We start from the raw sequence: 22337 nt of genomic DNA, 5'->3' as shown, positions 1-22337 counted from the left end.
GAACACCTAAGCTGTCACCCAACACACCTCCATAGAGAGCGCACAATCACACAAACCCTAACTCATGTTGATTTTTTAAACTTCAAGACCAATCTTTTCTATAATTCATTAGCATAAGTTTGCTCTAACTCACGAAGATATAACGGGTGACAGATCATCGAGCTTGCTAGTGTATGTAAGCGCAGTTACAGTGCATTTCAGCTATTGTTATAAATAATTAACACAATGGGTTTCTAGCGTATTTTATCTGAAGGATTAAGTTTTTATGGAACAAATATTTGAAAAATTAATGTATGCATCGCGCTGGATCATGGCACCAATTTATTTGGGCTTAAGCCTAATCTTATTGGCGTTAGGGTTGAAATTCTTTCAAGAGATTTTTCACATCCTACCCATGGTTTTCGAAATGAAAGAAGTTGACTTGATACTCGTCACCCTGTCGCTTATCGATATCACTTTAGTCGGTGGGCTTATCGTTATGGTGATGTTTTCAGGCTATGAAAACTTCGTCTCACAGCTTGATGTGGGCGAAAACAGTGAAAAACTAAGCTGGCTTGGCAAGATGGATTCTGGCTCACTTAAAAACAAGGTCGCTGCAGCGATTGTCGCCATTTCATCAATTCACCTGCTTAAAGTATTTATGAATGCTGAGAATATTAATAATGACAAAATCATGTGGTATTTACTGATCCACATCACTTTTGTTTTATCAGCCTTTGCGATGGGATATCTGGATAAAATTAGCCGCACAAAATAACCAGGCTAATCTTTAAATAGGGTCAGAACATTTACTCTGACCCTTAAGGAACCGCACTTATTATGGCTATGGCTACAAAATAATCTCAGCGAATACAAATCCGATAATCACCGAGCTAACAATCGTCACTACACCGGGTACCACAAAAGGATGATTAAATACCCACTGGCCAATACGCGTCGATCCTGTGTCATCCATTTCAACTGCCGCCAACAAGGTTGGATAAGTTGGCAATACAAATAAAGCACTGACCGCAGCAAAAGAAGCAATAGCAGCCTCAGGGCTAACCCCTAGCATAAATGCCGATGGCATTAACGCCGCTGTCGTTGCGGCTTGCGAGTACAACAACATGCTCGCTAAAAACAAAATGATCGCCAACATCCACGAGTGCTCTTCTAGCAAGCCACCCGATACCGCTTTAATCTCTTCTAAATGCCCAGCAACAAAGGTGTCGCCTAACCACGCTACGCCCAATACACAAATACACGCACTCATGCCTGATTTAAACGTAGCCGCATTAAGCACCTCTGCAGTATCCACTTTACAAAACAGCGTAATGGCCATGGCTGCCGTTAGCATAAACACCATAATGGCTTCATTTCGCGGCAATGTCGGATTATCGATAAGGCCTACAGCATCACTAATCGCCGTGGCGTAAAACACCACCGCCACAATTGCCACTAGAAAAACCATCACCGAACGCTTAGCACCCGCAGGTAACTCAGTGCTGTTCACCTCACGTTTGCTCACTAAACCCTGAGCTAAACGGTCTTGATAAACTGGGTCATCTTTCAACTCTTTACCCATAAATTGGGCAACAAAGGCGCCGACCATACAAGCAAGAAAGGTAGAGGGAATACAAATCAATAATAAACTGATATAGCCCACCCCTTTGCTTTCAAGCATGCCGCTCATTAGCACGACCGCAGCTGAAATAGGTGAAGCCGTAATCGCAATTTGAGACGCTACAACGGCAATACTTAATGGACGCGAGGGACGAATGCCCTGCTCTTTCGCCACCTCAGCGATAACAGGTAAGGTAGAAAACGCAGTGTGACCCGTACCCGCAAACAGTGTCATGGTATAAGTGACAATCGGGGCTAAAAAAGTAACCTGCTTGGGGTTTCGACGTAGGACACGTTCAGCGATATTCACCAAAAATTCCAAGCCACCAGCAACTTGCATCGCCGCAATAGCCGCGATGACAGACATGATAATCAGAATCACATCAATAGGAATGGTGCCAGGTGTCATACCTAACCCTAGAGTTAACACCAACACACCAAAACCACCAGCAAAGCCAATACCAATGCCGCCTATTCGTGCGCCGATAAAGATGGCAGCTAATACCACCACTAACTCAATTGTTACCATAAATCCTCCCAAGCTATAATTGCGCGCACTTTACTGCAAAACCAATATAAGCAATGGATGATTAAATCAATAAAACCTCAACTAACAGAATAAAAATCCGTAAGTGTTAACTTAAACAGGTTACATTGCTTAAGTTAAAATCCTATCTATTTCAACACTGCTTATGCGTGCATCACTTTAATGAGTACCTCTGGTAAATAAAGAAATGGTTGGCAACAAAAATGGAGTCTCATATGTGAGACAGTATTGGAATTGAATTTGATGTTCAGAGAAGAAGTTTTGCTCAAATCTTGACGAATCCCCAGTTATTCTATTAGCGACGCAGCACCGCTATCCAGCGGCCAAGATTGAGCAAGCTGGCCAGCGAGCCTGCCACGTAGGTCAGCGCCGCCGCTTTGAGGATCTTCTCCGCATGTATTAGGTCACCGTCATGCAGATACTTGCCCTCTTTAAGTATGGGCAACGCCTTGCCATAACTGGCGTCGAACTCCACCGGCAAGGTCACCAGATGCACAATAGTGCTCAACCCCATCGACAGCACGCCGATCAAAATGGTCAACGCGCCAGCCTGCGGTATACGGGTTAGCATGAAGACCACTGGCGCCGCTAACATCATTATACCGGCAATACGCTCACCGGCCATCGCGGTTCTAGCGAGCTTCTGTCTCATCAGAAACAGAGATTCGCCGCGAGAATCCTGTATAGCATGCCCTACCTCGTGGGCGGCTACAGTCACAGCAGTCAGGGAGTGACCGGAATAGTTATCCGGCGTAAGTCGAACAGTCTTAGCGGTGGGGTCATAATGATCGCCGTCGAGCGTCTCTTCAACCTTGACGTTATCCAGGCCAAAACTATCCAGAAGATGACGAGCAAGTTCACCACCGCTACCTTGCTGAAGGTAGCGATCAGTAGGCTGTTGGTACTTGCTCATTATGTGTTTGACCCACAAGCCGGGCAAGAATACGCAGCCCGCAATGATAATAATTAGAATGATCCATAGCATGAAAACCAGTATGCCATAAACCTTGGTATAACTCTCACGGCTTTAACTCAAAGCCATTAACCGTGAATGTGTGTCGTTGCCCCACTTACTCGATTTTTTATGGCACGAAAGAAAAAGTCGTGGCGCTTCGCCCACACCAGACCAAGAGGGAATAACGGCTACTCCCTCTTGGATCTCCTACCCGCTCCGAAGAAGTGTTATTTCCTCACGATTAGAAGTGAATTAGCTACCGCCTCAGATGCGCCATCCATGGCTTAACCGAGGCTATGTTGGCATCCATGCCAACCTCACGCTAATTAACTTCATCGTTTCAGACACTTCCGACGGAGACTATTGAGCCTACAATTTCATTTGAATATTCATCATGACTATTCAATCTACTGAGTTAAATTGAAGAACAAATTACTTATGTAGATGCTGCAGTTTTTCTACATCATCCATCAACTAAACAGCCCTCGATATTGTTAGGCATCGGGGCTTTCATTTTCTTTTACAAGAAGTTCGGTTTAAAGCTTTTAGGCTAGAGACCAACAGAGAATTGCTAAGTAATGAAGTTTTACCTTATTAATAGGAAATCATTCTATAGCTTTCAAACCCAGTTTATGAGTATTATAGTACTGATTATTATCAAGTTATGAATGGATGCTGTTGATAAATGATTCTTAAAACGAAAACCCTGCAAAACACCACTTCACCGCAAGCGATAGCGGGTCAAAAGCAAGAGCAAAATGTGGCCTTCTTTTTACGCCGCGCCTTTAAAGATCACCCAGAAATACTGGTGATCAATGATTTCAAATTTAGCTTTAATGATGAAGTTGCTCAGATCGATCACTTGATCGTTTACCCCTATGGCTTTGTATTAATCGAATCAAAAAGTATTAAAGGCCACGTGAAGGTCAATCAGCAACAAGAGTGGACTCGCAGCTACAACAACCAATGGTCAGGCATCCCCTCGCCCATCAAGCAGGTAGAACTGCAACAAGATTTATTTCAGGAATTACTCGACCAAAATCGACTGAATGTATTAGGAAAATTTCTTGGTATAAAACAGGGTTTCGGTGGCCGTTGTTGGGATCATCTGTGCGTAGTATCAAGCGATGCCGTTATTGATAGAAACACCATGCCTAAAGCGGTATCAGAGCAATTAGTAAAATCTGAGTTTTTGGTAGATAAGCTCATCAAAATGATGAACCTTAGAAATAAATTTATGCGGGTAGTAAATATTACTGACTCAAGACCTTACTTCAATCAAGAAGAACTCGACTCAATAGGTCAGTTCATTATAAGCCAACATATCGATGGCAATAACCAAGCAAGTGCAGTGGTCACCAAAGCGCCAGAGCCACTACAACAAACACAGCAACAGCCGCAAACTCAAACAACAGCTCAAGCGAACCTAAGGTGTAAACATTGCGGTGAATCAACAAATTACATCCCAATGTACGGTAAGTTTGGTTACTACATCAACTGTAATCAGTGCACTAAAAATACACCCATGAAGCAAACCTGCCCGCAGTGCCAAAGTAAAAATACTAGAGTCACCAAACGCAGAGAAACCTACACCCTACACTGCCAAGATTGCAGCTTTGAAAATCAGTTGATTTGAATGTTGTGGGGAATGACAGGACGTTAAAATGTTTACAACGCCCCACTTATTACTCTGATTAACTTATTTATTTGTATATTTTAATGTAAATCTAGAGCGTTATATAAATTCACCTCAAACTTTAGGGTAAGCAATGGACACAGCTAATATTACAACTAACAATGATCCTGAAGAGCAAACTATCCCTATTAGTCAAAAAGCAATTAAAATACCTCTTAACCTCAAAGGTACATCTAAAACTTTTTCTACGCCTGAATCATTATTAGCGTTTGTTGAAGAGCAAAACGAACTATTTAGTTTCATAAGAATTGAAAAAGATATCTATATAAAAGATATATCCAATATAGTTTGGAATAATTTTTATACTCCCCACCTTAAAGGCTTAACCAGTATTGCGAGCCACTGGAAAGCAGATGGTGAAAATTTAGATAGTCTTATAAATAATTTTTCCAGTTCGTATTCTGATTTTTATGTACCGTTCAATAATACAGGTTTAGGCAAATCCATAATCAAGCATTCAAAAGTATCTGCAACCGAAGCCACCCTAATGGTTTATTGTTCAATAGCACCTAATTTAGCCACGAACAACAACCCAGCTCTAAACATGAAAAATACTTTTGTGGGTATGCAAACCAATACTCTCAACAGGAAACCAGCTCCATCTTTTACTGCATTAGTAGCACTGTCCGGTCAAATAAAAAAAGCACAACGTTTGCTTATCTCATTTGAACAATTAGGAAGTAAGACTGCAGTTCAAAGTCACATGGATTTAATCGAGTCAACACTGAAATCCACTGATAATCTGTATGCTGACAGTGTTAATAAAAAACAAGAATTTGATAGATGGGTTGAGTCGGAGCAACAATCAATTGAAGATTTAAAGTCAGAAAAAACTCAGCTATTTGAACAAGACTACCTCAAAGCAATAAAGAAGATAATTAAGGCTAAACGAAATATTCAAAACCAAGTCAAATCAAATATCGACAACTCAATGGCTAGGCTGGTTGAGTCTGAAGAAACTTACAAATCTAAAATTGAGCTTAGTGCTTCAGTAGAATACTGGGAGACTAAAAAAACAATACATGAAAAGGAACAAAAGAATTGGCTTGTTGCTGTGATTGGATTCGTGATGTGTACCGTCGTACTGCCGCCAGTTCTAGGATTTTTAGTTACCATAGCGACTAAAGACCTATTTGAAGGCAAGTTGTTGCTTGGTGCTATTAACCCGATAGCCTTAACGTCTACAGTAATCCTTTTATCACTATGCACCTACGCTATTAGATTTAGCTCTGCACAGTATTCAACAGCAAAACATTTAATGCTAGAAGCTGTTGAGCGTAAAACCATGATTTCAACTTATCTGGCACTGATGAATGAAGATAAGCTAAAGGAACAAGAAGACAGAAAGGTAGCCCTAGATACATTATTCAGACCATCATCAACAGGCATTATCGCTGATAATACTGCAATAATGCCAACAGACTCAGTGATAAAAATATTTGATAAAAGAACAGGTTAAACCTTAATTAAATAAACTCTTTATCATAAAAAAGCCCCGATACCGTTAGGTATCGGGGCTTTCTTTTTCTTTTACAAGAAGTTCGGTTCTAAGCTTTTAGGCTTTAAAACAACAAATGTATTTTCCGCAGGATAAATCGAGTTAGAACAAGGCGCTTTACCACGACGTTTAGCTTTTCATAAACGAGTGGTGAAGCAACGCAGTTATCACCGATTTAGACCAGAAAAATTACATCATGCCGCCCATTCCACCCATACCACCGCCCATGCCGCCCATATCTGGCGCTGCTGCGTCTTGTGGAAGCTCAGCTACCATTGCTTCAGTCGTAATCATTAGACCGGCAATTGATGCTGCGAACTGTAGTGCGCTACGGGTTACTTTAGTTGGGTCAAGAATACCCATCTCTAGCATGTCACCGTAAGTGTCGTTACCAGCGTTGTAACCGTAGTTACCGCTGCCGTTCTTAACAGTGTTGGCAACAACTGAGGCTTCTTCACCTGCGTTAGTTGCGATTTGACGTAGTGGTGCTTCCATAGCACGTAGTGCAATGATAACGCCGTGTTGTTGGTCTTCGTTGATAACAGCGACTTCAGAAATTTTAGAAGCTACGCGGATTAGTGCAACCCCACCGCCAGGAACTACGCCTTCTTCAACGGCTGCGCGTGTTGCATGTAATGCATCTTCAACACGGGCTTTTTTCTCTTTCATTTCAACTTCTGTTGCTGCGCCAACTTTGATAACTGCAACGCCGCCAGCTAGTTTAGCCATACGCTCTTGCAGTTTTTCTTTGTCGTAGTCAGACGTTGACTCTTCAACTTGAATCTTGATTTGTGAAACACGGCCAGAGATTTGCGCTTGCTCGCCGTTACCATCGATGATGGTGGTGCTGTCTTTAGTGATAACAACACGTTTTGCAGTTCCTAAATCTTCTAGTGCCGCTTTTTCAAGCTCTAGACCGATTTCTTCAGCGATAACTGTTCCGCCAGTTAGGATTGCGATGTCTTGTAGCATTGCTTTACGACGGTCACCAAAGCCAGGTGCTTTAACAGCAGCTACTTTAACGATACCGCGCATGTTGTTAACAACTAATGTTGCTAATGCTTCGCCTTCAACGTCTTCTGCAACGATAAGCAATGGCTTACCTGTTTTAGCTAGACCTTCAAGGATAGGTAATAATTCACGGATGTTAGAGATTTTCTTATCAACTAATAGGATGAAAGGAGAATCTAACTCAACGCTGCCAGTTTCAGCTTTGTTGATGAAGTAAGGAGAAAGGTAACCACGGTCAAACTGCATACCTTCAACAACGTCTAATTCGTTTTCAAGCGCTTGGCCTTCTTCAACGGTAATAACGCCTTCTTTGCCTACTTTTTCCATTGCTGTTGCAATGATTTCACCGATTGATTCATCAGAGTTAGCAGAGATAGTACCAACTTGTGCAATCGCTTTAGAATCTGAACACTCTTGAGAAAGTGCTTTAAGCTCAGCAACAGCAGCAACAACTGCTTTGTCGATGCCGCGCTTAAGATCCATTGGGTTCATACCCGCTGCAACCGCTTTAAGGCCTTCAACCACAATTGATTGTGCTAATACTGTAGCAGTCGTTGTTCCGTCACCAGCAGCATCATTGGCTTTAGAAGCAACTTCTTTGACCATTTGTGCGCCCATGTTTTCGAACTTGTCTTCTAGTTCGATTTCTTTGGCTACTGTGACACCATCTTTAGTGATAAGTGGTGAGCCAAAGCTTTTATCTAAAACAACGTTACGACCTTTTGGGCCTAAAGTTACTTTAACTGCGTTAGCAAGAATGTTGACGCCGTTTAGCATTTTAACGCGGCCGTCACTGCCAAATAATACTTCTTTTGCTGACATTTTCATGTTCCTTAAAATTTATTGATGCCTGAAGAGGGTTAATATTGAGAATTAACCGACTACTGCCATTAAGTCTGATTCAGATAAGATAAGCACTTCTTCACCATCAATCTTTTCTTTCTTCACGCCGTAACCTTCGTTGAAAATCACTACGTCGCCAACTTTAACGTCAAGGGCTTTAACTTCACCGTTTTCTAAGATGCGACCATTGCCAACAGCTAGGATTTCACCACGTGTAGAAACTTCTGCAGCACTACCAGTTAATACGATGCCACCCGCTGAAGTTGATTCAACCTCTAAACGTTTAACGATAACGCGGTCATGTAATGGACGAATATTCATCTACGGACTCTCCTAATTATTGGTGCCCTAAAAACGAGGCAGGTTAAAACAAATGATAAGGGCATTACCCCTTCGATGAATGATATATGGGGGTTGATGATCACAGTTCCAAGTGTATTTATAAAAAAACTGCGATTTATTTGTAAATTTTGTAGCGAGTATTTTTTAAAGCTTGATGAATGCTGATAGAATTTGGCCTCCGTTGTCGTGTTTAAGTCGAGATTGATGAAAGATAAACATGGGTTGCTAAGCGCACCAATTGGTCGCGTGCTGTTTAATATGAGCCTCCCCAACCTTATCGGTATTCTCACCATTTATGGTGGCAGCCTCATAGATACATTTTTTATCAGCCAACTCGGTACTGAGTCATTGGCTGCGGTCAGCTTTACGTTTCCGGTGGCCATTGTCTTTGCTAGCGTTGCTATCGGCATCGGCGCTGCGGTATCCACTAACCTCGCCCGTTTAATTGGTGCGGGTAATCAAACCCAAGCTAAAGCCTTTTTATTTGATGCGATGTTACTGACGTTCATTCTGGTCAGTGTACTGGTGACTCTGGGCATTATGGCTATTGACCCATTATTTAGCTTATTAGGCGCCAATGAAGTCAGTCTGCCCCTTATTCATGACTATATGTTGGTGTGGTTTATTGGCGCACCGTTATTAGTCCTGCTAATGGTCGGTAACCAAGGCATACGGGCAACGGGCGATACACATTCCCCTGCCATTATTATGTCGGTGGCGGCCATCATTAACTTAATTCTCGACCCTTTACTCATTTTTGGTATTGGGCCTTTCCCTGAATGGGGCATTCAAGGCGCTGCGATTGCGACGTTAATCTCGTGGTTCTTTGCCGCGTCTGTTGCTGCCTATATATTAATATTTAAGAAAAAGATTCTGGTGATTGCGGGTTTATGCCAGCAGCGCATTATTAACAACTGGCGCAAATTAGGGCATATTGCTCGCCCTGCAGCACTAATGAATATGATTAACCCCATCGCTAATGGCATTATTTTAGCTATGCTCGCTAGAGCAGACCAAGCGGCAGTTGCGGCTTATGGCGCAGGGATTCGATTAGAAACCTTATTTTTAGTCGCTATTATGGCGTTAACCTCTAGCCTAATGCCTTTTGTGGGGCAAAATTTAGGCGCGGGTCAACACCAGCGGGCTAAAGATGCCATGATGCTATCGATACGCTTTGCATTGGTATTTCAGACCTTACTGTATATTCCTATTTTCTTCAGCGGTGAGTTTATTGCGCAGCTTTTCAGTAGTGACCCTGTAGTGGTGGATTGGCTGAGTTTTTATATTCAGGTGCTGCCAGCAGCTTATGGGCCATTAGCGGTGGTGATTATTTTTGCGACCTGCTTAAATGCCTATCATCGCCCGATACAATCACTGGTGATTAATTTAATCAGACTGATGGTATTGATGTTACCGTTGGCGGCTATTGGTTTGTATTTAGGCGGCGTAAAAGGATTACTTATCGCCTTACCGATTACCAATACCATCATGGGTATTGCCTGTTATGTTATGGCGAGTAAGATTACTGAGCCTGATTCAATCTCGGCGCCAGCCACCAACGAGCCAGTAAGCCCCCTAAATTAACAAGGATGTACGAGGTTAAATAAAACAATGAAAAAATCAGTAAAAGCAGCCTTACTTTCAGCGTTTATCTGTCCTGGTGTAGGGCACTTATATATCGGCAAAAAAGCCATTGGCTGGGGCATTATTGCCGCCTGTTTTATTAGCTTATGCACCATAATGACAATTGTGATACAGCGGGCTCAAGCCATTGCTGATGATATTGTTGCGGGTAATATCCCACTGGATTTCAATAGTATTTATGCTGCAGTGCACGACAGCGTCACCTTGAATTTACCACCGTCAATGTCAGTTGCGACTTGGATATTAGTCATCTGCTGGATTGGCAGTACCATTACCGCTTATACAATGGCTGAACAAATCGATAAGCAATCTCAAGACGTTTAAGTTTATCAATAAAGTGAATTAATGACCTCTAACGCTTATCTGTAAATTTCAGCCATAAAAAAACGCTAGCAAGGCTAGCGTTTTCAGTAATAGCTAAAGCTGATTCTCTGCGAAATCAACAGTGGCTATTCAACACGAACAATTCATCATAAACAGTCCATCACTCACTACTGATAACAAACCGCTCATTAGTCTTTCTTCGGCTTATCTTGTTCGCCTTGCACACTATCCTCTGAACGTGGTTCATCCGTTGGGGTTATATCTTTAATCTCAACCTGATGCGTTTCTGGCGTTATATCATTTGGATCGAATTTACGCTCAAAATCACCATCAAAGGTCTTACCGTCTTGGTTAAATGGACCATTTTGCCCAAATGGGTTTTGACCCGGCTGACCTTGAGCCCCAAAACCACCTTGGAATCCGCCACCAGCAACGACGCGCATTTGCATACGTTTAAAGATATAACTGGCAATGGGTGAACGCGTAAACGGTGTTAACAGTAATAAACCAATAAAATCGGTGACAAAACCTGGGAACAGTAACAATAAACCTGCTGCGGCTAACATCATGCCTTCAACAATTTCTTTACCCGGCGCTTCACCACGTTCAAGCTTAGATTGCACTGACATTAAGGTGCTTAAACCTTGGCTACGAACCAGTGATACACCCACTATGGCAGTGAAAAACACTAACGCGATAGTATTCCAAGTGCCAAGCACATCGCCCACAGAAATGAGTACAGACAACTCAATGGTTGGAACAACAACAAATACGAACAACAAAACAAATAACATGTGGGCCTCAATTTTTTCACTGGCTATGAAATCTAAATGGGGGTTATCGGGTCTTAATTCAAGACACGTCACGATTATCATCAATGACTAATGCAAGCCCTTACGAAAAACCGTAAAGTATTGCATTATTGTTAATCGCGATAAATATAACAAAAATATAAAGCAGAGTTTATGTTATTAAGCTTAAGCTAACTTTAAGACAACTCAGAGATGATAGTATTCCCATGTCAGCAACTTACCTACTAGTTATAACAACTTGCCCTGATAACGCCAGTGCTAAACGCATTGCGTCTGCGTTAGTGGAAGCTAAAGTGGCTGCGTGTGTACAATTAATTCCACAGATAGAATCATTTTATGTGTGGGATAATGAGGTCTGTCATAGTAGCGAAGTCGCTTTACACATAAAATGTATGGCTGAAAATTATGATGAAATTCAACAAATAGTGATCCAACTGCATCCCTATGAAGTACCAGAATTGATCGCTTTGCCTATTACTCAAGGCTTGCCAAATTATTTAAATTGGATAAAAGAAACCTCTCAATCATGAAAAAAATATTTGCGCTAATTTTTACAACCTTACTGCTGTTATCTCCATTAGCACACAGTGAAGACATTTTTGGCAGCAGTAGCAAATTCAGCTTCCTCCAAGGTGAGCCTGAATTAATGCCTGTTGAAGAAGCATTTGTGTTTGATTACCAGCAAAAAGGTAATCAACTTGCCATTAGCTTTGTGATTGCCGATGGCTATTACATGTATCGCGATAAGCTGCAGTTTTCTGCAGATGGCGCGATCATCGGTGATATAGCCCTACCAAAGGGTAAGATGCACGATGATGAATATTTTGGCGAACAAGAAGTTTACTACACCTTCGTTGAGCTGCCTTTAGCACTTAAAGAAGCCGCCCAAGACAGCCAGGTACAAGTGACCTTTATGGGTTGTGCTGAAGGTAAGCTGTGTTATCCACCCACCAAACACGATATGAATATCGATGCGGTTGAGGCGAATGCTGGCAAGGTTAAAGGCAAAAAAGCCATTATTGGTGATGCGCCAGCTAAAACTAACAGTGCCAATGCAAGCATCTCAGCACCTGTTACCCAACAAGACAGCTTAAGCAACATGTTGGCAAACGATAGCTTGTTGTGGACCTTGGTTATCTTCTTTGGCTTGGGTATTGGTTTAGCATTAACCCCTTGTGTGTTCCCAATGTACCCAATCCTGTCAGGGATTATTGTTGGCCAAGGTGAAAAGCTATCAACCGCTAAAGCCTTTACGCTGTCAATGGCGTATGTGCAAGGTATGGCCATTACCTATTCCTTGTTAGGACTCGTGGTGGCTTCTGCAGGGATGAAATTCCAAGCAGCACTGCAACATCCTGCTATTTTGATTTTCTTAGCGGTGATGTTCGTTCTATTGAGCTTATCGATGTTTGGCATGTATGAGTTAAGACTGCCGGGCAAATTCCAAGACAAGATGAACAACCTGTCGAACAACCAAAAAGGAGGCAACCTCATTGGTGTGTTCTTTATGGGGGTTATTTCAGGCTTAGTCGCTTCACCTTGTACTACTGCTCCGCTATCTGGCGCACTGATTTATGTGGCCCAAAGTGGTGACTTACTGCAAGGCTTCTTAGCCTTATATGTATTAAGCATGGGTATGGGTGTGCCATTACTGATTATTGGTACTTCTGGCGGTAAATTACTGCCTCGCGCTGGTGCATGGATGGATATCATTAAGACCATATTCGGTTTCTTACTGATTTCTGTTTCTATCGTCATGATAGGTCGCATCTGGCCAGGGTTTGTGTCTGATATTTTATGGTCTATTTGGGGAGTTTGTTTAACTGGCTACCTAATGCATCAGAATAAATTGTCAGAGTTTAACTGGAAGCAAACGACTCGCGGCGTCTTATTGCTGTTAACACTGCTTGCCAGTTTCTCTTATGGTTTCCAAGCTGTCGTGAAAGTCATGGGCCATCAAGTTCCTTCAATGAGTAATAGCACTAACCCTGCGGCGCAAGTTAGCCACGGTGAGTTATTCGTGAAAATTAAGTCCCTTGAAGACTTAGAAGTCGAGCTTGATAAAGCCAGCATTAGCGGTAAAACCGTGATGCTAGATTTATACGCTGACTGGTGTGTGGCTTGTAAAGAGTTTGAAGCCATTACCTTTGCGAACCCAATGGTGCTAGAGCGTTTAGATCAAATGATATTGTTACAAGCTGACGTGACCAAAAGTGATGCGATTGATATTGAGCTGCTAGAACACTTTAGCGTATTGGGTTTACCGACCTTATTAATGTTCGATGAAAATGGCGTTCAACGTGAAGATCTACGCGTAACCGGCTTTATGGGACCTAAACCTTTTGCCGAACACTTGGATTTATTACTTAACTAAGTATTCCAGCTAGACTTAACGTGATGAAAATGGTCAATTTATTAAATAAATTGACCATTTTTTTATTCTGAATTCATATTTTAATACCAAGTTAATTTAATTCTTATACAATCTACTTACTTACAACCTGCTTTCAACAATTAAAACTAAGGCATTATGGAACCCGCAATTCTCATCGTCACCCTACTGTGCGGCATGCTCGTTAGCCGAGTCGGCCTACCGCCACTTATTGGTTACCTTGCTGCAGGTTTTATCCTGTATATGTTCGGGATTCAAGATGAAAGCCTGCCACTGCTGCAGGAGCTAGCCGATCTTGGCGTTATGCTATTGCTGTTTGCCATTGGTCTTAAGCTGGATGTAAAAAGTTTACTCAAGTCTGAGGTGTGGGCCAGCTCCAGCCTGCATTTGATAGGCTCGATACTGTTCTTTTTACCCATATTGAAAGTATTGGGTTTAGTGGGTTTAGATCAATTGGTTGATTTACACATTAACCAACTATTGTTATTAAGCTTTGCCCTAAGTTTTTCAAGTACCGTTTTTGCCGTAAAAGTGCTTGATGAGAATGGCGATAGTCAAGCCTTATACGGCCGTATCGCTATTGGTATCTTGATTATGCAAGATATCTTCGCGGTATTGTTCCTGACTATTTCAAAAGGTGATTTCCCATCAATTTATGCCTTAGGCTTATTGTTATTACCGCTACTAAAACCACTTATCTATAAAGTCTTCGACCGTGTGGGTCATGGTGAAATGTTGATTTTATTTGGCCTATCGATGGCATTAGTCATGGGCGCTTGGCTATTTGAAGCAGTGGGACTTAAGCCTGATTTAGGCGCATTGGTGATTGGTATCTTGCTTGCCGGACACGCTAAGTCATCAGAGCTTGCCAAGTCGATGTACTACTTTAAAGAATTGTTCCTGGTGGCCTTCTTCTTAACCATTGGCTTAAATGGTTTGCCGACGATTGCAGATGTGGGGCTGGCAGGGTTACTGGTGCTATTAGTGCCATTTAAAATTGTGCTGTTCTTTATATTGCTCACCCGCTTTAATCTGCGTTCACGTACCTCATTATTGGCCTCGTTTAACCTGGGTAACTACAGTGAGTTCGGTTTAATTGTTGCTGCGGTTGCGGCATCAAAGGGTTGGTTGCCTGCAGAGTGGTTAATCATTCTAGCTGTGGCATTAAGTATTAGTTTCTTAATTGCGGCGCCACTAAATGCCGTGGTGAATAAATTCTATCAACGTTTTCATAAAACCTTTATTACGCTTGAAAAGCACCCATTACACCCAGAAGATAGACAGATCCCCGTGGGCAATCCACGCTTCTTAATCTTAGGTATGGGACGTATTGGTTCTGGGGCTTATGATGAGCTACGTACCAAATATTCTGGCGAAATATTGGGAATTGAACACAAGCAAGAACTGGTTGATTTTCATCGTCAAGAAGGCCGCAATGTCGTTCAAGGCGACGCCAGCGATACCGATTTTTGGGAGAAACTTGAACGCGCCCCTAGCCTTGAATTAGTGCTATTAGCCATGCCACATCATATCGGTAATATGTTTGCTGTAGAGCAACTTAAAAAGCTCGAATATAAAGGTAAAATTAGCGCTATTGTGCAGTATTCAGAAGATGCTCAGTCGTTAAAGGAGCAAGGCGTAAACAGTGTTTATAACCTTTATGAAGCGGCTGGTGCGGGTTTTGTCGATAATGTGATTCATGAATTACTTGAGCCAAAAACTGAGGAAGAAGCTAATGCTAACCCTGATAAGGCCACTGCAGCAGCTGAAATTACGCCGAATTTAAGCAAGCCATAAGCTGCTTTATAACTCGTTTGAGCTTAGCTTTAGTTTAATTTAAGCAGCTTACTACTTAAGCGCCTTACTAATAATGAGGCGCTTTTTTATATGCGCTTATGATAAGTGCTTACTAACCTCATTTAACGAAAAGGGTTTCTGATGGATATTAGCTGGCTTGCTTTAGCACTATTCATGCTGATTTTAATCATACCCATTGCCATCAATCAGCTATTTAACCTCAAGCTAGGCAAAGACATCAGCATTGCCGTGGTAAGGATGATTGTGCAAATGCTGTTAGTGGGTGTTTACTTACAGTATCTATTCAGCCTCAATAATCTCTGGGTCAACCTGACTTGGTTATCCGTCATGGTCGTGGTGGGTGCTAGTGCCATTATCAGTAAAGCTAAATTGCCTAAACGGGCTTTATTTATGCCCATTTGTGCAGGATTGTTGCTGGGCTTGGTGCCAGTATTGTTAGTGATGATGTTGTGGCTGTTTCAACCGACACCGATTTATAGCGCGCAATATTTGATCCCTACCGCAGGCATGTTATTAGGAAATTGCTTAAGTGGTAATATCATTGCCCTGCAACGTCTATTTGATGCCTTTGAACAACAGCAACATCAATATCAAGGCGCGCTAGCCTTGGGCGCGTCACCCAAACAATCTGCTGAGCCTTTTGCTAGAACAGCACTGCAACAGTCCTTTGCCCCCATATTAGCCTCGATGACCACCACGGGCTTAGTGAGTTTACCAGGTATGATGACCGGACAAATTCTCGGTGGAATAGACCCTATTATCGCGGTTAAATATCAGATAGTTATTTTGGTCGCCATCTTCACCACCCTCACCATTTCAGTGACAGCCTCGATCAGTTTAACCTTAAAGAAGCTGCTTAATCACAGCGGTAAATTGGCTTTTAATACTCACGTAGCATACGGTTCTTAAAAGTCATTAAACAAGCTAAAAAATCGATAAAAAAAGTGAGCCATCAGGCTCACTTTTTATTATTAACTATGTCGATGAACAACAGTGAATAACTGCTATTTATTCGTTACTTCTTACTTCTTACTCTTACTTCTTAGAATAAGCTGCAGCTTGTTCGCCTGCTAATCTACCGAAGGTAATGATGTCTGAGATTGCATTACCACCTAAGCGGTTAGCACCATGAACACCACCAGTCACTTCACCTGCGCCATATAGGCCTGGAATGACTTTCTTATCTTCTGTGAGTATTTCTGCTTTCGCATCAATTGATACTCCGCCCATGGTGTGGTGAACACCTGGTGTCACTTCAATAGCGTAGTAGTTACCTTCGTTAAGTGCACGTGGTAAGTTAGCACGTTCAAAGTCAGTATCTTTACCCGCAGCAACTAGTTTGTTGTACTGAGCAATTGTCGCTGTTAACGCTTTACCATCAATACCTTCTAACTTGCCTAATTTCTCAAGCGAATCAGCAGATGGCACTACACCGAGTTTGATGTACTTATCAATTTTACTCAGTGATTTACGTACTGAATCATCAAAGATTAAGTAAGCCACTTTACCCGTTTGATTCAGAATCGCTGCAGCCGCTTTATCACGAGTGGTGATTTCATTGACGAAGCGTTTACCTTCTTTGTTCACTAAGATTGCGCCGTTACCACGTACCGCTTCAGTCACCATCACGCCACCTTTAACTGACAAGGTTGGATGCGCTTGGATGTATTTAACATCGGTCATACCTGCACCAGCATTACCCGCTACATCAAGTCCGTCACCGGTTGCGCCAGGTTGGTTAGTTGAGATAAAGCCTTTAAGCTTAGGATCGTACTCTGATACACGTTTATTGTTACGACCAAAGCCACCGGTAGCCATAACCACAGCATCCGCTTTCATCCAGTAGTAACCGCTATATTGACCTTTAACCAATAAGCCTTTTACTTTACCTGAGTCGTCTTTTAATACTTCAACACCACGGGTGTTCATCCGCATATCGATATCGCGCTTAATGGCATTATCATAAAGTACTTGAATCACATGTGCGCCAACACCTGCTCCGCCTGATGGACGATGTGAACGGTTAACTGATGCACCACCCATTCGGCCAACGTCACTTAAATCCGCGCCCATATTGGTCATCCAATCAACTGAGCCTTTAGAGTTTGAAGTTAATACTTCAACCAAAGCAGGTACGTTTAAGTCGCGGCCGCCTTTCATGGTGTCTTTATACATCAGCTCAACGCTGTCTTTAATATCTTTACTTTTTTGTTGGTCTGTCCAAGCGGCGTTCATGCCACCAGCAGCGAGTTTAGCGTTACCACCAATCACTGGCTCTTTTTCAATTAAGATGACTTTTGCACCTTTATCATGGGCAGCAACGGCAGCAGAAAAACCTGCACCACCAGAACCAACAACCACAACATTCACTGTGTCACTTGGTGCTGCAGCTAAGGCCGCTTTGCGATCAGCGCTGTCTTTAGCCAATTCAGCAATCGATGGTTCGTAACGTTCCCATTTGCTACCAAATGGCATATCAAAATCGAAACTATGGCAAGAGTCACAATAAACCACTGATTTTTCGTGACCGCTATGACATGAGGTACATGCTACATCACCAGGAAAGTGAGATTCATGAGCATTGTAATTTTCACGGGTATTACTTTCAGCGACTTCAGCTAAGGTGCCATGACAAGCAACACATTGCTCATTCTCAAAGGTTAGATTGTCATTTGATAGCTCACCACTAGGTAAGTGACAGCTTTCACATTCTTGATTTTCAGAGTGAAAATCAGCCAAATTGTCAGCGGCAATTGCGCCACCCGCTAAACCTGCAGAACCGAGTAATACAGCGAGTACCGCTGCGCATCGTGTTAGTTTCATGATAACTCCTTAAAATAGCAATTGCGCTAATTCGCCTATTTGTTGATGCTCAAAGGGTTATTATTACTCTGAACATCACATTGCTACTGAACCTGATTTATTAAAATTTTGGCGCTAAACCCGCCTCTTCGCAATCAAACATTGGTACGAGATTGGCAAACTTACAGGCTGATCACATCTGAATTTTAAAGCTATGCAAAAGTGCATGGATTAGCTTAGCACTATGCGTTTTTGCATAGCGCTAGGTGAGTATGATCACATTCATTTATGCCTGTATCAGTTTGTTAAAATTCACATCCTTACGGTTAAAAATGCTGATTTTTTCAAATTTTTATCTCATAACTACGCTCAATGCCACAGTTAACAAAATTATCATTTGCTAAAGTTCCTATACTTTATGCAGCGATCAATCGCACTGACTATTCACGCCTCAACATAGAAAACTGATTTGAAGTTAATGAAATTACTTTTATTCATGCTGTTATTACTCAGCTTTCCGTTAATAGCAAAAGACACCATCGTATTTGGTGTTCACTCAACGACGGCGCCATTAGAGTGGCGTGATAATGGTGTTGATCAAGGTTTTCATGTGGAACTGATTGGCCAAATAGGTCTGTTATTAGACAAAGACATCGTCGTTAGGCGTAAAACCTTTCAGCAATTACTGACCGATATCCATCTACCAGACAGTGACATTGATGTCATTGCCGTTGTCAGCCCAACCAATGTACGCCGAAGACTGACTCAATCTGACCCCATTTATGCCACCCACGCTAAAGCCTATACCCTGCAAGGCAAAGACTTTATTGATAATTGGTCTGATTTGGCGGGCAAGCGCATAGCAATCAAGAATGAAGCTTTTGTTGATGTGTTTTTAGCTGGACAACCACAGGACTTTACTCAGGTAAAAGTCGATTTATATGAAACGGGTTTTCAAATGCTCATCAGTGGTGAAGTGGATGTCGTGCTGGCTGAAAATTTTGTCGCTCGCCGATTACAACCCAAATACCCTTCTGTTCGTAGCGCCAGTGATGCACTGATTTTTGGTGCATTCACCTTTGTCAGCAACCCTAAAAATGCTGAACTGCTCAGACAGATAAACGACGCTTTAAGACAATTAAAAATCTCGGGTGAATACGATCGCTTAGTGAATAAGTGGTTTGGCATGGGCCGTGAAAAAGTCGATATCACCAGCACCCAACAAAAAATGCTGTTGCTGTCGATTATCATCTCCATTATCTCCGCTATAGGTATGCTCTATACCTTCTCAGTCAGTCGTAATTTAAAATATCGCTCTGAAGCGTTAGTGCTTGAATTACAACAACGTAAAGAAGCTGAGAAAAAGATTTCGCTACTGTCGCAACAGTTTCAGGCGGTACTCGACGGGATCCCCCACGGCATGACAATTTATGACAATAATATGCAGTGTTTGTGGAGTAATGATAACAATCAGCTACTAACTAACAGCCAGTTTAAGTCACTTGATGGCGCTGAATTTATCTTGTCAGAGCGGGTATTAGCCGTCATACAAGAACAAAAATCAATAACGGCGGATATGGGCTATTTAGCCCAATACTGGCAAGTACAAATTCACCCCATCGCTGACAACCAAGCAGTGGTGATACTGGAAGAAAACACCGAGCAACAACACCTGCGCCGCGCTAATGATGAAGCCAGCCGCTTAGCCTCATTAGGCGAACTATCTGCCGGTATTGCCCATGAAATCAATAATCCGACCGGAATTATCATCCACTCAATTGCCTTGTTTGCTGAAGCGATGAAAGATTTACAACCCGCAGCAGAGTACTACCAACAACAGAATCCATTTTGGTTAATCGCGGGGCTAGAACCTAAAATAGCGGTAACAGAAATGGTGCACAGCACTGAAGTGATTGAGGAAAGCGCTAAAAGGATTTCAAGAATTGTGAATGACTTAAAACGCTATGCATTGCCACATTTATCAAGCCACCATCAAGCGACCAATCTTAATGAGGTGGTAAACGTTGCCTTGCGATTAACATCAAATCAATTAAAGCGTTTTCAAGTTGAGTTATCACTGGCAGAGCCTAACCCCATTATCAATGGTGACGCCCAGCAGCTGCATCAAGTGATGATAAACCTGATTCAAAACGCCTGTCATGCGACTGAATCTGGCAGTGGCATCATTACAATCAGCACGTATTCAGATAAAAAAGCCGCTTACATCAGCATCTCTGATAACGGTAGCGGCATGGATAGCGCCACCTTAAAACGCATAACTGAACCCTTTTTTACCACCAGACGATCCCATGGTGGCAGCGGTTTAGGCTTATCTGTGTGTAGTCGAATTTTGAAAGAACATCATGGTGAGATGAAAATTAGCTCGACCCTGAATCAAGGTAGCCAGTTTGTATTGATGTTTAGCCTGCTAAATGAAGAGCTAAATAAGAGCTAAAAAGAAATGACATTAGAAACAAGTATTGAGAGATCAAACTCAGCGGAGAGTGGACAGTGAAGTTAGCGCGCAATATTTTATTAGTGGATGATGAAGCATCTTGGCTTAGAACCTTATCGGTAACCCTTAATCGATTAGTCCCTGAAGCCGTTATCGATTCCTGTGTTGATAGCCGCCAAGTGATGAACCGCTTGGAGGGAACCGATTACGCCTTGGTGCTGTTAGACTTAACCATGCCATTTCATTCCGGTGAAGACTTACTGGAATTAATTCGTAAAGACTTTCCCAATACACGGGTGATTATTGTCACTGGTGTTAATGAAGTCGACACCGCAGTGCGCTGCATTAAGCATGGCGCTTATAACTACTTCATTAAAACAGATGACGTCGCAGATTTAGCCTTAACCGTTAGGCAAGCACTTGAGGTTGTGGGGCTTGAGCGTAATTATCAACGCATTAAAGAAAGCTTTTTGAGTAAAACGCTCACTCAGCCCAATGCGTTTAATAATATTCTCACTTGCGAGCCTAACCTATTAGATCAATTTCGTTATCTCGAAGCCATAGCTTTCAGTCCAGAACCGATACTATTGCTGGGTGAAAGCGGTACCGGTAAAACGGAATTTGCTAAAAGTTGTCATCAATTATGCTGTCCTGATGCTGCTTTTATCAGTATCAATCTTGCAGGTATTAGCGAGAATGCTTTTGAACTGCAGCTATTTGGTTTACTGAGTCTTGAACCTGGTAAATCCCAAGCGGGTGCCCTGCACCAAGTCGGTAATGGTTTATTGTATCTCAATGAAGTGGCTGATTTACCTTTGGCATCACAAGCTAAACTGTTAGATATATTGCAGCATAAACAATATTATCCCGTTGGCAGCGACCGACCATACCCAGTCAATTGTCGCATTGTCGCTTCAACCGAAGAGGATTTACTTAAACTCAGCCAACAGGGCAAGTTTAGACGTGAATTACTGTATCGCTTGCGGGCGCACAAAATTAATTTACCGCCACTGCGTCAGCGTAAATTGGACTTTGGCATGTTGATTAATCATTTTATCGCCCTTGCGGCAGACGAAATGAATCTACCTGTTCCACTGTGCCCTTCAAATCTTGCCCAGCAGTTAAATGACTATGATTTTCCGGGTAATTTGCATGAGCTGAAAGGGATGGTATTTGATGCTGTCACTCGTAGCGACGGTATTCAGCTCAATATATCGCCTTTTATGGAGGCGATAAATGAACATAAAACGCCGTCAGAATTTAGCCAAAACGGCATTATTTTCCCGCAGCAACTGCCAACACTGGCCGATATGAGCCAAGCCTTAATTAATGAAGCGATGAATCGAACCGCTAATAACCAAACTGCGGCAGCGCAAATGTTAGGCATAAGCCAATCAGCACTGAGCAGACGCATCACTAAAAAAGATGAATAATGACATGCTAATATTGTTCGAATTTTAAAACAGTCTAAAAAATTAATTGCTGATTCATATATCCTTTGAGGTATAAAAATCAGCAAGGAATATGAATTTAATCAAAAAAACCTCATCTAATGCCTCAAATCGTATCAAAATAGTCTTCGCTAGTTACAGCCAA

17 protein-coding genes are annotated in these 22337 nt (G+C 42.2%); 11 read left to right on the top strand and 6 right to left on the bottom strand.

From position 1 onward, the window contains the following. Nucleotides 1-265 precede the first annotated feature (265 nt). On the top strand, nt 266-757 hold the full coding sequence (locus tag FPK91_RS16370; RefSeq protein WP_144212440.1) for a TIGR00645 family protein: 492 nt from the start codon (nt 266-268) through the stop codon (nt 755-757). A 72-nt stretch (nt 758-829) separates the two neighbouring features. Here FPK91_RS16370 and FPK91_RS16365 read toward each other — a convergent pair whose 3' ends face one another. Both FPK91_RS16365 and FPK91_RS16360 read right to left on the bottom strand, forming a co-directional pair. Then, complete coding sequence (locus tag FPK91_RS16365) at nt 830-2131, bottom strand: anaerobic C4-dicarboxylate transporter (protein WP_144212438.1); 1302 nt, start codon at nt 2129-2131, stop codon at nt 830-832. 313 nt (nt 2132-2444) lie between these two features. After that, entirely contained in the window at nt 2445-3134 is a 690-nt protein-coding gene (locus FPK91_RS16360) for a zinc metallopeptidase (protein ID WP_144212436.1), read from the bottom strand. 655 nt (nt 3135-3789) lie between these two features. Here FPK91_RS16360 and FPK91_RS16355 point away from each other — a divergent pair. Together FPK91_RS16355 and FPK91_RS16350 are read left to right on the top strand one after the other, a co-directional pair. Then, nucleotides 3790-4740, top strand: coding sequence for a nuclease-related domain-containing protein (locus tag FPK91_RS16355; RefSeq protein WP_144212434.1), 951 nt, complete (start codon nt 3790-3792; stop codon nt 4738-4740). 133 nt (nt 4741-4873) lie between these two features. Next, nucleotides 4874-6259 carry a DUF6161 domain-containing protein gene (locus FPK91_RS16350; RefSeq protein WP_144212432.1) on the top strand — a complete coding sequence of 462 codons (1386 nt, stop codon included), beginning with the start codon at nt 4874-4876 and terminating at the stop codon, nt 6257-6259. A gap of 228 nt (nt 6260-6487) precedes the next feature. Here FPK91_RS16350 and groL read toward each other — a convergent pair whose 3' ends face one another. Next, entirely contained in the window at nt 6488-8131 is a 1644-nt protein-coding gene (groL, locus tag FPK91_RS16345; protein ID WP_144212430.1) for a chaperonin GroEL, read from the bottom strand. Nucleotides 8132-8182: 51 nt separating this feature from the next. Then, the gene (locus tag FPK91_RS16340) at nt 8183-8473 is read right to left on the bottom strand and encodes a co-chaperone GroES (protein WP_055022857.1); all 291 of its coding nucleotides are present in this window, start codon (nt 8471-8473) and stop codon (nt 8183-8185) included. Nucleotides 8474-8698: 225 nt separating this feature from the next. On the opposite strand from FPK91_RS16340, the gene FPK91_RS16335 reads away from it, so the two are divergent. Together FPK91_RS16335 and FPK91_RS16330 are read left to right on the top strand one after the other, a co-directional pair. Further along, complete coding sequence (locus FPK91_RS16335) at nt 8699-10078, top strand: MATE family efflux transporter (protein ID WP_144212428.1); 1380 nt, start codon at nt 8699-8701, stop codon at nt 10076-10078. Nucleotides 10079-10105: 27 nt separating this feature from the next. After that, nucleotides 10106-10462, top strand: a complete 357-nt coding sequence (locus FPK91_RS16330) for a hypothetical protein (RefSeq protein WP_144212426.1) — start codon at nt 10106-10108, stop codon at nt 10460-10462. 188 nt (nt 10463-10650) lie between these two features. Here the strand turns inward: FPK91_RS16330 and FPK91_RS16325 are convergent, their stop codons facing one another. Next, nucleotides 10651-11256 (bottom strand): FxsA family protein, encoded by a 606-nt coding sequence (locus FPK91_RS16325; protein WP_144212424.1) that lies wholly within the window; start codon nt 11254-11256, stop codon nt 10651-10653. Between the two features lie 224 nt (nt 11257-11480). Here FPK91_RS16325 and cutA point away from each other — a divergent pair, with 224 nt between their 5' ends. The 4 genes from cutA to FPK91_RS16305 all read left to right on the top strand — a co-directional run bounded on the left by cutA (nt 11481) and on the right by FPK91_RS16305 (nt 16393). Further along, nucleotides 11481-11804, top strand: a complete 324-nt coding sequence (gene cutA, locus FPK91_RS16320) for a divalent-cation tolerance protein CutA (RefSeq protein WP_144212423.1) — start codon at nt 11481-11483, stop codon at nt 11802-11804. Next, nucleotides 11801-13648, top strand: coding sequence for a protein-disulfide reductase DsbD (locus tag FPK91_RS16315; RefSeq protein ID WP_144212421.1), 1848 nt, complete (start codon nt 11801-11803; stop codon nt 13646-13648). The genes cutA and FPK91_RS16315 overlap by 4 nt, the downstream gene beginning before the upstream one ends. Nucleotides 13649-13804: 156 nt before the next feature. Then, the gene (locus FPK91_RS16310) at nt 13805-15463 is read left to right on the top strand and encodes a cation:proton antiporter family protein (RefSeq protein WP_144212419.1); all 1659 of its coding nucleotides are present in this window, start codon (nt 13805-13807) and stop codon (nt 15461-15463) included. A 141-nt stretch (nt 15464-15604) separates the two neighbouring features. Next, on the top strand, nt 15605-16393 hold the full coding sequence (locus tag FPK91_RS16305) for an ABC transporter permease (RefSeq protein ID WP_144212417.1): 789 nt from the start codon (nt 15605-15607) through the stop codon (nt 16391-16393). Nucleotides 16394-16519: 126 nt separating this feature from the next. On the opposite strand, the gene FPK91_RS16300 is transcribed toward FPK91_RS16305, so the two are convergent. Beyond that, nucleotides 16520-18307: a flavocytochrome c gene (locus FPK91_RS16300; protein WP_144212415.1), complete on the bottom strand. Its 1788-nt coding sequence runs from the start codon at nt 18305-18307 to the stop codon at nt 16520-16522. 457 nt (nt 18308-18764) lie between these two features. Between FPK91_RS16300 and FPK91_RS16295 the strand changes: the two genes are divergently transcribed. Both FPK91_RS16295 and FPK91_RS16290 read left to right on the top strand, forming a co-directional pair. Next, nucleotides 18765-20741 (top strand): ATP-binding protein, encoded by a 1977-nt coding sequence (locus FPK91_RS16295; protein WP_144212414.1) that lies wholly within the window; start codon nt 18765-18767, stop codon nt 20739-20741. Nucleotides 20742-20797: 56 nt separating this feature from the next. Continuing rightward, nucleotides 20798-22174: a sigma-54-dependent transcriptional regulator gene (locus FPK91_RS16290; protein ID WP_144212412.1), complete on the top strand. Its 1377-nt coding sequence runs from the start codon at nt 20798-20800 to the stop codon at nt 22172-22174. Nucleotides 22175-22337: the final 163 nt, after the last annotated feature.

Source organism: Shewanella donghaensis, from assembly GCF_007567505.1.
Lineage (GTDB): Bacteria > Pseudomonadota > Gammaproteobacteria > Enterobacterales > Shewanellaceae > Shewanella > Shewanella donghaensis.
The sequence above is the reverse complement of the archived record's forward strand: the minus strand, read 5'-3'. Positions and strand labels throughout refer to the sequence as shown.